At 32.7% G+C, this 12,820-nt stretch carries 13 protein-coding genes; 11 read left to right on the top strand and 2 right to left on the bottom strand.

Features of this window, described 5'->3' with window-relative positions:
- Nucleotides 1–138: 138 nt before the first annotated feature.
- Complete coding sequence (locus FLACOL7796_RS17855; protein WP_173972088.1) at nt 139–588, top strand: response regulator; 450 nt, start codon at nt 139–141, stop codon at nt 586–588.
- Between the two features lie 12 nt (nt 589–600).
- Nucleotides 601–4,584 (top strand): PAS domain S-box protein, encoded by a 3,984-nt coding sequence (locus tag FLACOL7796_RS17850; RefSeq protein WP_173972087.1) that lies wholly within the window; start codon nt 601–603, stop codon nt 4,582–4,584.
- 103 nt (nt 4,585–4,687) lie between these two features.
- Here FLACOL7796_RS17850 and FLACOL7796_RS17845 read toward each other — a convergent pair whose 3' ends face one another.
- Together FLACOL7796_RS17845 and FLACOL7796_RS17840 are read right to left on the bottom strand one after the other, a co-directional pair.
- Nucleotides 4,688–5,104 (bottom strand): lipocalin family protein, encoded by a 417-nt coding sequence (locus FLACOL7796_RS17845; RefSeq protein ID WP_173972086.1) that lies wholly within the window; start codon nt 5,102–5,104, stop codon nt 4,688–4,690.
- 133 nt (nt 5,105–5,237) lie between these two features.
- Nucleotides 5,238–6,266, bottom strand: a complete 1,029-nt coding sequence (locus FLACOL7796_RS17840) for a hypothetical protein (protein ID WP_173972085.1) — start codon at nt 6,264–6,266, stop codon at nt 5,238–5,240.
- Nucleotides 6,267–6,643: 377 nt separating this feature from the next.
- Here FLACOL7796_RS17840 and FLACOL7796_RS17835 point away from each other — a divergent pair, with 377 nt between their 5' ends.
- From FLACOL7796_RS17835 to FLACOL7796_RS17795, 9 genes are all read left to right on the top strand, one after another.
- Entirely contained in the window at nt 6,644–6,802 is a 159-nt protein-coding gene (locus FLACOL7796_RS17835; RefSeq protein WP_173972076.1) for a hypothetical protein, read from the top strand.
- A gap of 186 nt (nt 6,803–6,988) precedes the next feature.
- On the top strand, nt 6,989–8,566 hold the full coding sequence (locus tag FLACOL7796_RS17830; RefSeq protein WP_317168353.1) for a tetratricopeptide repeat-containing sensor histidine kinase: 1,578 nt from the start codon (nt 6,989–6,991) through the stop codon (nt 8,564–8,566).
- Between the two features lie 7 nt (nt 8,567–8,573).
- Nucleotides 8,574–9,242 carry a response regulator transcription factor gene (locus tag FLACOL7796_RS17825; RefSeq protein WP_173972083.1) on the top strand — a complete coding sequence of 223 codons (669 nt, stop codon included), beginning with the start codon at nt 8,574–8,576 and terminating at the stop codon, nt 9,240–9,242.
- A 161-nt stretch (nt 9,243–9,403) separates the two neighbouring features.
- Nucleotides 9,404–9,610, top strand: coding sequence for a hypothetical protein (locus FLACOL7796_RS17820; protein ID WP_173972082.1), 207 nt, complete (start codon nt 9,404–9,406; stop codon nt 9,608–9,610).
- Nucleotides 9,611–9,615: 5 nt separating this feature from the next.
- On the top strand, nt 9,616–9,846 hold the full coding sequence (locus tag FLACOL7796_RS24895) for a DUF4236 domain-containing protein (protein ID WP_173972081.1): 231 nt from the start codon (nt 9,616–9,618) through the stop codon (nt 9,844–9,846).
- 2 nt (nt 9,847–9,848) lie between these two features.
- Nucleotides 9,849–10,088, top strand: a complete 240-nt coding sequence (locus FLACOL7796_RS17810; protein ID WP_173972080.1) for an excalibur calcium-binding domain-containing protein — start codon at nt 9,849–9,851, stop codon at nt 10,086–10,088.
- A gap of 10 nt (nt 10,089–10,098) precedes the next feature.
- Nucleotides 10,099–10,494: a hypothetical protein gene (locus FLACOL7796_RS17805; RefSeq protein ID WP_173972079.1), complete on the top strand. Its 396-nt coding sequence runs from the start codon at nt 10,099–10,101 to the stop codon at nt 10,492–10,494.
- A 3-nt stretch (nt 10,495–10,497) separates the two neighbouring features.
- Nucleotides 10,498–11,766 carry an ABC transporter permease gene (locus FLACOL7796_RS17800; protein ID WP_173972078.1) on the top strand — a complete coding sequence of 423 codons (1,269 nt, stop codon included), beginning with the start codon at nt 10,498–10,500 and terminating at the stop codon, nt 11,764–11,766.
- A gap of 5 nt (nt 11,767–11,771) precedes the next feature.
- Complete coding sequence (locus FLACOL7796_RS17795) at nt 11,772–12,680, top strand: hypothetical protein (RefSeq protein ID WP_173972077.1); 909 nt, start codon at nt 11,772–11,774, stop codon at nt 12,678–12,680.
- The last annotated feature ends 140 nt before the right edge of the window (nt 12,681–12,820 follow it).

Raw genomic sequence — 12,820 nt, 5'->3', positions numbered from 1 at the left:
GTTCTATCTTAGCAGAATTAAATCGATTTTGAATTAAAGTTAATCTCTAATGAAGAGAAACTGAACTCAAAAACAGATACAGTATCAAATTTAAAGGGAATTAATTCTTTAAAAAATAAAAAATTTATAAGACTCAAAATGATTAAACAGAATTACAATTTATTGCTGGCAGATGATGACGAAGATGATTGCGATTTTTTTAAAGAAGCGCTGGATGAATTAACGCTTCCGGTATCTCTTGTGACTGTTAATGATGGCGTACAGCTTATGGATTTTTTAGGTGATCACTCCGGAGATAATTTACCGGACCTGCTTTTTCTGGATCTTAATATGCCCCGCAAAAATGGTTCTGAATGTCTGAAAGAAATAAAAGAAAGCGAAGCACTTAAAAATCTTCCTGTTATTATTTTTTCGACTTCGCTGGACAATGATATTGTCGACCTCATGTATGCAAAAGGCGCGACCTACTATATTCGCAAACCAGGCGAATTTTCTCAATTAAAAAAAGTAATCGAAAATGCTCTTGTTACAGCATCCGAAAATGATTTTAAGCAACCTCTAAGAGAGCAATTTATACTTCAACCCTAATTCGTTTTTAGAATGAGCTTTACAGATCATAAACATTATTTTCTATCCGATGGTGGCGAAATGGGCAAACTGATACGTGCTAAAGATTGGAGTAAAACAACTTTAGACGATCCTGAAAAATGGCCTCAAAGTCTTAAAACCATGGTTGCTGTGATTCTCAACAATCCGTTTGGAATGTATATTGCCTGGGGAGAAAACTATACTCAAATTTATAATGACGGGTTTCGTCCTATTTTGGGTTCAAGCAAACATCCTGAAGCTTTAGGAATTAGTTCGAAAGAAACATTTGCCGAAATTTGGGATACAATAGGCCCTATGTTTGGCGATGTAATGAAAGGTAAAGCGGTTAGCTCACCCGATTTTATGGTGGTTCTAAACAGAAACGGATTTGATGAAAAATGTTATTTTGATTTCTCTTACAGTCCCATAAAAAAAGAAGACGGCGAAATTGGAGGTGTTCTCGTTACTGTTATTGAAACTACTGAAAAGAAAAAAGTAAACGAGGCGCTTAAAGAAAGTAACGCCCAGTTTATGAATAATATCATGCAGGCACCTGTTGCCATGTGTGTGATGAGAGGTAAAGATCATATTGTAGAAATTGCAAACGAACAGATGATTCAGCTTTGGGGAGTCGAAGCCAAAGAGATTCTTTACAAACCCGTTTTTGATGCTTTGCCGGAAACCAGAAATCAATATCTTGAAGATGTACTGGATAATGTATACAATACGGGCGAAAAATTTGTTGCCAATGAGCAACTTGTTAAACTTCCCAGAAATGGAAAAATAGAAGATACTTATATCAACTTTGTATATCAGGCCCTTAATGATGCCGATGGTACAATATCCGGCGTTGTAGGTATTGCGATCGAAGTTACAGATCAGGTTATTTCCCGGGCCAAGAATGAAGAAAGCGAGCAAAAAATAAGAGAATTGGTCGAAAATGCGCCTTTTCCGATTGCTTTGTATGTGGGTAAAGAAATGATTGTAGAACTGGCCAATGATTCTATTATCAAAATATGGGGAAAAGGTAATGACGTTATCGGAAAATCATTTAAAGATGTAGTTCCTGAACTGGACAATCAATTGGTTTTTGAACAAATTACAGAGGTCTTAACCAGCGGAAAATCCTTTCATACACAAAATACGCCTCTTGATCTTACTGTTGATGGAATATTAGGCACTTATTATTTTAATTATAGTTTAACGCCTATCTACGACGTAAACGGTAATGTATATGGTGTAATGAATACTGGTGTCGATTTGACCGATTTGAATCTCGCCAAGAAAAAAATCGAAGAAAGCGAACAAAACCTGCGTAGCATGGTATCGCAATCGCCAATTGGTATTTGCGTACTTGATGCCGAAACTTTGGTGAGCGAAATTGTCAACGAAAGTTTTATTGAAGTTGCTGGAAAAAAATACGAAGAAATTGCAGGAAAACATTATTGGGAAGCTTTTGCTGAGGTAAGATCGGCTTACGAAATTCCGCTGCAAAAAGTAATCGCAGAAGGTGAACCGTTTTATGCAAATGAGGTCGCAATGCCGCTCATCAGACACGGAAAACAGGAAACGATTTACGTGACTTTTGTTTATGCTCCGCTAAAAAATACGGAAGGAAAGGTAACAAAAGTGGCCATTTGGGTGTTGGACAATACTCCGCAGGTAAATGCCCGAAGAAAAATTGAAGAAGCCGATAAACGTTTTAGAAATACAGTAAAACAAGCTCCTGTTGGAATTACTATTCTGCGCGGGGCAAACCATGTTGCAGAAATGGCCAATGAGGCTTATTTAAAATTGGTAGGAAAAGAAGAAAGTAACTTTGTTGGCAAACCTTTGTTCGATTCTTTACCAGAAGTAAAAGAAACCGTAAGTGATCTCTTAGATACTGTTTTTACAACAGGCGTTCCGTATCACGGATATGAAGTTCCCGTACCTATTAATAGATTTGGAAATCCTGAAATTTTCTATTTTGATTTTCTTTATCATCCTTTGAAAGAAGAAAATGGACAAATCTCGGGAATTATAGTAACTGTAACCGAAGTAACGGAAAAAGTTGAAACCAGAAAAAAAACAGAATTAAACGAAGAAAGATTAAATATTATAGTCGATGCCAGCGAATTGGGAACCTGGGAATTGTATGTAAAAACAAAAGATCTCCAGTATTCTGATCGTTATCTCGAAATTGTTACCGGATATAAGAGTCAGGAATATCTTACTCATGCGCAACTTCTTAGCCATGTTCATCCTGATGACTTGCACATACGCGAGAAAGCTTTTAAAGAAGCAATTGCTTTAGGCAACATTCATTATGAAGCCCGAGTAATATGGGATGATCAATCGATTCATTGGGTAGAAGCCAAAGGAAAAGTATTTTACGATGCTGAAGGTAATTCTGAAAGATTGTTAGGAACGGTAAGAGATATTACCGACGAGAAAAATCATCAGCAGGAACTTGAAGCAAGCGAAAAAAGATTCCGTAAACTGGTGATGGAATCGCCTGTACCAAAAGCGATTTTAAAAGGAAAAAACATGGTGATCGAAATGGTCAATGGTGCCATGCTAAAAAATATCTGGAGAAAAAATGAAAGCGATGTTCAGGGGAAAATCATATTAGATGTATTTCCGGAACTTAAAAAACAAAAATATGCCAGACTTTTAAACGAAGTCTACACCACCGGAAATGTACATTCAGAATCAGAATCATTATTTTATTTGAATGATGGAAATGTAGAACGTAAAATGTATATCGATTTTGAATATGCACCGCAACGCGAATTAGACGATACAATTTCAGGCATAAAAATGACGCTGATTGATGTAACCGAAAAAGTAGAAACCAGAAAAAAAATCGAGGAAAGCGAAAAGAAATTCAGATCGCTGACCGAAAGTATTCCGCAGCTTATTTGGGAAACCGATGAAAAAGGAAATGCTTTATTTACTTCCGGAAAATGGCTGGAATATACAGGCGTAGTTCCTGCTGGCGAAGCGGAATGGAAAGCGATGATTCATCCGGATGATTTTGAACAAAATACCAAAACCTGGAGTCACAGCCTTGCCACGGGCGAAGTTTATAAAACAGATGTTAGGGTTTTACGAAAAGATGGTACGTATAGATGGCATTCGGCAATTGGTGAACCTGTTTTAAATAAAGACAATAAAATCATAAAATGGGTCGGCGCTTTTACTGATATTCAGACAGAAAAAGCTTTTACTCAGGAATTAGAGAAACAAGTTACGGCGCGTACCAAAGAACTGGAGCAAAAAAATGTCGAGCTGGAGCAAATGAACAAAGAGCTTCAGTCGTTTGCTTATATCTCAAGTCACGATTTGCAGGAACCGTTGCGAAAAATTCAAACTTTTGCAACCCAAATTATCGAGAAAGAATCTGAGAATTTATCAGATTCCGGAAAAGATAAATTTCAGCGCATGCAAAATGCAGCGCAGCGAATGCAAACGCTTATTAATGATCTGCTCTCCTACTCGAGAACCAATATTCAGGAAAGAAAATTTGAGAAAGTGAATCTTTCTAAAATTATCGATGAGGTAAAAGAAGATTTGAAAGAAGAACTGGAACAAAAAGGAGCTACAATAGAAACTGACAATACCTGCGAAGCAAGTATTATTCCGTTTCAGTTCAGACAATTATTGTATAATCTGGCTAGTAATTCATTGAAATTTGCCAATCCTGATATTCCTACTATCATAAAAATAAACTGTGAATTTACCAAAGGCGTAAATATAAATAATGACACTTTAGCTGAAGAAACAACTTACTGCCATATCAGTATATCTGATAATGGTATTGGTTTTGAACCTCAATACAGCAAAAAAATATTCGAGGTTTTTCAGCGTTTACACGGAAAACTCGAATACACGGGAACAGGAATTGGATTGGCTATCGTGAAAAAAATTGTAGAAAACCATAACGGAACGATCACCGCAACAGGCGAAAAAAATAAAGGAGCTACTTTTGATATCTATATCCCGGTAGTTTAAGTTTACATCTAAAACAATAAAAAACGGAAATAACTTTTAATAAGTCATTTCCGTTTTCGTTTTTAATTCTCCCAAGGAATTAAAAAAAAATTACTTTGATAAATTATCTGGTATAAACCGTAATAACACCAGTAGTTTTGTTTTTAATTTTCAGTTCTTTATTAGTAAGATTCATGATATCACTAGTTGAACTTAAAGCACCAATAGTAAGCGTTAAATCATTATGAGATCTTACATAAGTTCCTGTAGTTTCTGTTAAAGCACAATCACTTCCATCATAATCACCAATAACTGCTGCGTTACTTAATCTTAGGTCTAAATAATCTCTGCTACAACCAGCTTGGTTTTGTGGAGCGTCAATTAAGACTTCTTTACCATCAATAATAGTTCCTGTTTGGCTTAGGTTGTATTTACCTTGAATTGGAACGATTGTTTCTCCGTCATTGTCATCGCTGCTACAAGATGCTGCAAATAAACCGATGCTCAATAATACTCCGAATAATATTCTTTTAGTTTTCATGTTTGATTTCTTTAAAATTATTTTATGCTAAATTAGTTTTAAAGTCCTCCAACAATGTTCTATAATTTTCGGTTTGATTTACATAATTCCTTTTAAGATTAAAGAATTTATTTACGTAATTTAATTAACACTATTATTTACATGGCGTATTACTTACGTATTTGCCAATCATATAATTTGTAATAGGTCTTAAGTATTGACTACGTCTTTCCGGATGATATCCTATTTGATTAAAGCATTCTAATGAATCCCGAGATCTGGCATAAAATACAACCGCTTTTTCATTTCTAAAAAAAGATGTTGTATCACATACTTTAATTCTTTTTAAATCAATCTGATTCGGATCCAGAAGTTCTATATTATTATCTGCTGCTTTCAAATCGCAATCTACAATATCATAATGATCACCCGACCATTGCATGCAGCCTTTCGCAGGAAAAGCAAAAAAGATAATCGGAAACCCAATACACAAAACCAGAGCGACGCCTATTACGGCTTTTCTAATTCTTGGTCCTAACTTAATTCGAGGATTTTTTTGAATAGAAACAAAAGCATTAATTGCTTGTGGTTTCGATACTATTTCTTCAATAGTACTTTCTACTTCTTCCTTTTCTATTTCTTCTACTTTTTCACTTTCTTTTACTTCAATATCTTGCTTTTCATCTACTATGCCCTTTTCTATTCCTTTTTCTCTTTCCTTTTCATCTAGAAAATTCTCTAAATCTCCTGAACTTTCAATTTGTTTTTTTGGTTGATTTTCTAAGGCTAAGTCATCATCACTAATATCATCGGGAAATAAATTGTGAATTCTAAATTTATTAAAAGGTCTTGGTTCGAAGTCTACCAAAATTGCAGCCATATTTACTGCATGAACATTTGCAGGATCAGTTTCTCCTTTAAAATATTTTTCAATAGGTCTAAACTTATCGATTTGTTCATCAAACTTATTTCTTCTGTTAATATCAAAAGTTAACCCCAATAAAGTACTAAAGACATTCAAATCATCCTGATTTCTGTTTTGTTGTTGAAATAACTCCCAACACAAATTGCGCAGTTTAGCTCTTGTCGGATTATCTAAATAAACAAAGTATTCGCTGTTTCTAACGTCTTCATATTTATTTTTTACAGCAATTTTATAATCTTCAAAAGTATTGTTTGGCATGGGTTTTCTGGAATTTTAAGGATTTCTCATTTGGATTTTCAAGGATTTTTACGGAATTGTCAGGACTTCAAAAAATACTTCGGAATTCCCGGAATTCCTTCTCAAATCACGCTCAAAGCCGTTGTTACTTTGCCTCAGAATTAGTTCTTATTCGATATCGGATTAAAACAAAAATACAAAACTAGTTCAATTAAAAGTACGGAAAACCGTAAGACAAGATTTATCCGGGAAGTATAAATCAACCTCTTATAGTTCTACGCACTTCACTTCCCAAAAAAACAATTTGGTATTGCATTAAATCAACCTCCGGAAAAGTTCCGGACAGCAATACCCATGTCCAATTTTTAATTCATAAAATCATGAAAAAAATATTTATTTTGGGTGCGTTTGCACTATTGACAACGACTGTAATTTCTTGCACTTCTGACGATTTCGAAGATACTAAAGCGAATATTAAACCTGAAGTACCAGCATATGCTGACGGACCTGGAGATCTACCAATACCAGTTCCACCACCACCACCGCCAAAACAATAAAAAAGTAATAAAAAGTTATTAATTTATAATTAATTACTATTTTCGGGGAAAGTACATTTTATGTTACGATCCCCGTTTTTTTGTTTTATTACTTTCTTATTTTTTCTTTCCTGCAAAAAAGAAAATACAAAACCTATAGATAGAACATCAACTATAAAAGTGGCTGTCGAATTTCAAAAAAAGGGAATGACAGACCTCCAGAATAAGAATTTTAATAGTGCTTTCTATTCTTTTAATAAATCCAAAATAAATCTTGAAACAATAAAAGACTCTGCAAATATTGTTTACAATCTTATTCAAATGGCCTCTATTCAGCAAATAAATGGAGATTATTATGGAAGTAAAGAAACACTAACCGAAGCTTTGCCTTACCTTAAAAAGAAAGATGTTTACAGCGCTTCGATTAATAACTTATTTGGTATTGCAGATAAAGAACTTTCCTTATATAGTGATGCTATCTTTTATTATGAAGAAGCTTTAAAAGATTGTACAGACGAAGTCTCAAAACAATCTCCTTTAAACAATATTGCTGTCGTTTATATTCAACAAAAAAAGTACGGGACGGCAATCAAAATTTTAGAATCAATAATTAAAAAAAAACTTTTAGAACAAGCACCTGTAAGAAAAGCAGGAACACTAGACAATTTGGGTTATGCTTATTTTAAAAACGGAATGGCCAAAAAAGGATTTTCGTTAATGAATGAAGGTTATCAATTAAGAAGACAAATTGATGATTTTTACGGAAGCATCGAAAGCAATTTACACTTAGCAGAATTTTACTCTAAGGCTGATTCTAAAAAATCGACTCAATATGCACAATCAGCTTATGAAATTGCTACGAAATTTAATAGCGTCGATGAACGACTAAAAGCTTTATCCTTTTTAATTTCCACTGAAACCGGGAATAAAAATGCACTATATGCACAAAACTATATTGCTATAAATGATAGTATCATAAAGGTTCGAAACAACTTTAAAAATAAGTTTGCCAGGATTAAATACGATTCTAAAAAAGAAAAAGACGAGAATCAGAAATTGCGTTTAGAAAAAGTAGAAAATGAATTATCGCTACAAGAACAAAAATATCAAAAAGTTGTCGCCGGAATTGGGGTTATATTTTTGATAATTGTTATTGTTATTCTGATACGATATTATAAAAACAGAAGCAGAATCGAAAAAATAAAAACTGCATATGATACTGAAACCCGTATTGCCAAAGATATTCATGATGAATTGGCAAACGATGTTTTTCATGCAATGACTTTTACTCAAACACAACCTTTAACAAGCGAAAATACTAAGGAAACACTGGTCCAGAAATTAGACAATATTTATTCGCGCGTTCGTAGAATTTCGCAAGAAAACAGCACAATTGATGTTACGGCAAATTATGCGGCTAACTTAAAAGAAATGCTTTCGACCTATAATAGCAACATTACAAACGTCATTATAAACAATATTGAAAAAGTCAATTGGGAATTAGTCGATAATATAAAGAAGGTTACGCTTCATCGAATTTTGCAGGAATTAATGGTGAACATGAAAAAACATAGTCAGGCATCATTGGTGGTTGTAAAGTTTGAAAGCAACGGAAAAACAGTCTTTATTGATTATACAGATAATGGAAAAGGCTGCAAAAAAGATAAAATTATAAAAAATGGTCTGCAAAATATGGAAAACCGTATTCTGGCCATAAAAGGAACTATTACTTTTGACTCTGAACCCGATAAAGGTTTTAAAGTAAAAATAACTCTGCCTAAATAAAAGCCTTATGTTTAAAAAAGTAATAATTGCCGAGGATCTCGAAGATATAAATTTAGGAATCGAGCAAACCTTAAAAAATTTAGATATTGTAAATTTTCAACATGCAAAATATTGTGATGATGCTTTTCTAAAAATACGAAAAGCAATTCTGGACAATGAACCTTTTGATTTATTAATTAGTGATCTTTCTTTTAAAAAGGATCATCGCGAAGTAAAAATTACCTGCGGTGATGAACTTATAGAAAAAGTTCGTGAACTTCAGCCCGATATAAAAATCATAGCCTATTCTGTAGAAGATAAAAGTCATCGCATTAAATCTCTTTTCGAAAATGCTGATATTGATGGTTTCGTTTTAAAAGGCCGAAACAGTATCGAAGATTTAAAAAAAGCAATTCATATTACCTCAACTTCAGATCAAAAATTTATTTCGCATGAAGTTGCTTCTGCGCTTCAGGAAAAAAATAATTTCGAAATAGACGATCTTGACATTCAAATCTTAAAACATTTGTCGTCGGGAACTCCGCAAGACGAAATCATTCAAATTTTTAAGGACTTGGGCATAAAACCCAACAGCAAAAGTGCAATGGAAAAAAGACTCTCAAAACTGAAAGATTTTTTTAAAGCCAATAATACTGTTCATTTGGTTTCTATTGCAAAAGATATGGGTATTATCTAAAATCTTATTATAAAATTATTAATTCTAAAAGCTCCTTCGGGAGCTTTTTTTATGACTCAAATTAAAAAAATAGTGATTATGGATTTCCGTAAAATACTGGTTTCAAATAGGTTTAAGTTTGAATTATTAAAAATCATAATCTAACAATTAAAAATTAAACCATGAAAAATTATTACGTAAATAACACTGCACAATCAAGTAGAGATCATGAAGTTCATACAGATGAATGCCAATATTTTCAAAGCATCATAAGTAAGAAATTCTTAGGAAGTTTTTCTAGCTGTGAACCTGCAGTTGAAGAAGCAAAAAAAACATACTCTAAATCAGATGGTTGTAAAACTTGTTGCAACGAATGCCATAAAAGCTAAAATTAATGGGCTTTCGATTTCAAAAAAGAATAAAACTCGGAGGAGGATTTGGATTTAATATCAGTAAATCAGGGATTTCTCCGAGTTTACGAACAAAGATGGGTTCATTTAGTAAAAACGGATATTCTGTAAAAACTGGCATATCAGGAGTACGATATCAAAATAGCGGCTGTCTTGTACTATTTGGATTTATAGGAATCACCGCATTCTTAATCTTTACAATAAAACATTTATAATCATGAATAATAGAATAAAATATACCGGAATATTTATAGCCTTAATAGTTGTAGGACTTATAATTTCTTGCTCAGAATCATCAGACTCATCAGATTCAAGTTCAAATTGTCCAACCAAAACCTGTGGTGATTTTAAAACTCAGGGACAAGCCCAGGCAACTTTTAACAGTAATAGAAACTGTTATAAAAATTTAGATGCTGACAATGACGGAATTGCGTGCGAAAATTTATCTAAAAAATAACCCAAAACCAATGATAACACTAGAACTAAAAAGCCATTTTTTAAGATTATATCAAATGGCATTATCTGACGATCAATTTGATGTTTTAGAACTTCAAATGCTGTATCATTTTGCAGATGAACGCGGAATTCCTAGAGAGGAACTCGATAAACTTTTTCTTAATCCCATAAATACGGAATTGATTATACCAGAAAACTTAAATACGAAAATCGAATACTTGTACGATTTTACAAGAATCATTTGGGCGGATGGTAAAATTACCGATGACGAAGAAAATATGCTAAAAAAGTATTGCCGAAAATTTAATTTTCTGGATGAAAACATCAATGATTTATCAAGCTATCTTATTGATTGTGTTCAGAAAAATGTTCAAAAAGAAGAAATCATTAGTCAATTAAATTCCTAAGTCATGAAACCACTTGCACAATTATTTAGTTTAAAAAAAACAGAAGATTCTCATCTTAAAACTTCAGACGAAAATGAAGAAGACAAAGAACAAATTAGAATAACATATTATCAGAGTGGTTTTGCTGCATCGATAAAAGCAACCGGAAAACCTATTGTTCTCAAAGCCTGCCTGCAAAATTTGTATATGAGTTTTGAAGATCAGTGCCGAAAACAAAAACTCGAACAAGTCCGGTTAAAACAGCCCTACAAAGAAGAGCAGGAAAAAAACAGAACCGAACTTAAAAAATCTGAAACTGCAATAGGAATTTACGAAAAAAAAGAACAGGATATTAATGCCGAAATCGATCAGATAAAAAACGAAATCATCGAAGTAAAACGCAATCCCGACAAATACGGAATCGAAGATGGAAAAGGCCTAAAGGCACAATTTTATATTGGCTTATTTTTATTACTGCCCATAACACTATATGTATTAGTATTCTATATTTCGGCATCTTATTCAGCATTTTTCAAAGAATTTGCTAATGACAGTTTAACAGCTGCTATTTTTGATGCAAATGCTTTAACCAATTCATTCCAAGCAAGCTGGCTCGAAGGAGTTTTAGTAATTACAATTCCGTTTGTATTTATGGGGTTAGGCTATGTCATTCATATGGTACAAAAAGGAAAAGGAATTAAAAACGTTTTTAGAATGATTGCCCTTTTTGTAACAACTTTTTTGTTTGATGCTTTATTAGCTTATCAAATAGAAAAGAAAATATATGAGTTTAATAAAACGACAGATTCTGCACCTTACAATTTAAATATTGCATTAGGTGAAGCAGAGTTTTGGATGATCATCTTCGCGGGATTTGTGGTGTATATTATTTGGGGACTCGTTTTTGATTTTGTAATGAAAGAGTTTGAAAACATCGATAAAATAAGAGCTTTTATAAGAGGAAAAAAAGAGAACCTCATCGATTTAGAAAAACTAAAAACAGACTATGTAAACAAAGTCAACGACTTTAAACAGCAAATAGTTACCATAAACGGAAAAATATCTGAACTTCAGTCTAAAATTGATGGTTTTGTATTTCCTGTAAAAGAATATCTGCACTATCATCATCAATATAAAGAAGGATGGTTTCAGGCTATTAACACAGAAATTGCGTTGCCTTATACAGAAAAAACCGAATTACTGGAAAGCTGTGATTTGTTTTCAGAAGAACACTTAAGCAAATTAAACCTGGTCGATCCCGATTTTCAACATTTAGTTTATTCAAAAAATTAATGGCTATGAAAAACATTTTTACTCTAATTACAATATCTTTCCTAATCGCTTCTACCTTTTCGTGCAAAAAAGAACCGAGCAAAGAAGAATCCACTGAAAAAGAAATTGTTTCAAACAATACCGTTTCAGAAGATTACAATATTAGTATACTTCTTGATTTATCGGACAGGATTAGTCTTAAAAAAAATCCGAACCCAACAATGGAATATTACCAGAGAGATTTAGGCTATATAAAATCAGTTTCTGAAGCATTTACACAGCATTTAAAATCAAAAAGAATAAGACAGATTAATGATAAAATGCAATTGTTTTTTAACCCTGAACCTCTTGATCCGGCAATTAATACAATTGCTCAAAATTTGAGAATTAGCATTGATAAAAATAATGCATCAAAAGAGTTACTCAATTCTATAAATTCAGATTATGCTTCTCAGACATCAAAAATTTACGAGTCGGCCATAAAAGATAATAAATATGTAGGATCAGATATTTGGAGTTTTTTTGACAGTAAAGTAAAAGATCAATGCATTGAAAACAAGTACCGAAACATACTTATTGTTTTAACTGATGGATATATGTTTTATGAAAGTACTGTTATGAAAGAAGGAAACCGAACCACTTATATCACTCCGGAACTAATTCGCAAAAATGGATTAAATACTAAGGATTGGGATACAAAATTTCATGATCAGAATTTTGGTTTTATAAAAGCAAATACTGATTTATCAAATCTCGAAGTTTTAGTTTTAGGAATAAATCCGGATAAAAAGAATCCATACGAAGAAAAAGTAATCAGAGCATATTGGTCAAAATGGTTTACCGAAATGAAAATAAGCCATTTTGAAATTAAAAATGCAGATCTCCCATCAAATATGGAGAAAATTATTAAAGACTTTATTTTAAATAAAGAATAGGTTTTACATCAAACAAAAACATTCAAAAGAGGCATTCTATTGTAGTCATGGTCGGAAGATTATTCTTCCGGCCTTTTTTGTTTTATACTTTAAAAAAAAATGTTTTTATTTATTTTATTTAACACGAATTTTCTTGTTTA

Source organism: Flavobacterium bizetiae (assembly GCF_902804475.1).
Taxonomy (GTDB): Bacteria; Bacteroidota; Bacteroidia; order Flavobacteriales; family Flavobacteriaceae; genus Flavobacterium; species Flavobacterium bizetiae.
Note: the sequence above shows the minus strand (reverse complement) of the source record. Positions and strands in the feature narration are given on the sequence as shown.

Bases quoted from the DNA above. Each gene is read 5' to 3' on its own strand.
- FLACOL7796_RS17855 (WP_173972088.1), top strand. From the start codon at position 139: ATGATTAAACAGAATTACAATTTATTGCTGGCAGATGATGACGAAGAT.
- FLACOL7796_RS17850 (WP_173972087.1), top strand. From the start codon at position 601: ATGAGCTTTACAGATCATAAACATTATTTTCTATCCGATGGTGGCGAA.
- FLACOL7796_RS17845 (WP_173972086.1), bottom strand. From the start codon at position 5,104: ATGAAAACTAAAAGAATATTATTCGGAGTATTATTGAGCATCGGTTTA.
- FLACOL7796_RS17840 (WP_173972085.1), bottom strand. From the start codon at position 6,266: ATGCCAAACAATACTTTTGAAGATTATAAAATTGCTGTAAAAAATAAA.
- FLACOL7796_RS17830 (WP_317168353.1), top strand. From the start codon at position 6,989: ATGACAGACCTCCAGAATAAGAATTTTAATAGTGCTTTCTATTCTTTT.
- FLACOL7796_RS17825 (WP_173972083.1), top strand. From the start codon at position 8,574: ATGTTTAAAAAAGTAATAATTGCCGAGGATCTCGAAGATATAAATTTA.
- FLACOL7796_RS17820 (WP_173972082.1), top strand. From the start codon at position 9,404: ATGAAAAATTATTACGTAAATAACACTGCACAATCAAGTAGAGATCAT.
- FLACOL7796_RS24895 (WP_173972081.1), top strand. From the start codon at position 9,616: ATGGGCTTTCGATTTCAAAAAAGAATAAAACTCGGAGGAGGATTTGGA.
- FLACOL7796_RS17810 (WP_173972080.1), top strand. From the start codon at position 9,849: ATGAATAATAGAATAAAATATACCGGAATATTTATAGCCTTAATAGTT.
- FLACOL7796_RS17805 (WP_173972079.1), top strand. From the start codon at position 10,099: ATGATAACACTAGAACTAAAAAGCCATTTTTTAAGATTATATCAAATG.
- FLACOL7796_RS17800 (WP_173972078.1), top strand. From the start codon at position 10,498: ATGAAACCACTTGCACAATTATTTAGTTTAAAAAAAACAGAAGATTCT.
- FLACOL7796_RS17795 (WP_173972077.1), top strand. From the start codon at position 11,772: ATGAAAAACATTTTTACTCTAATTACAATATCTTTCCTAATCGCTTCT.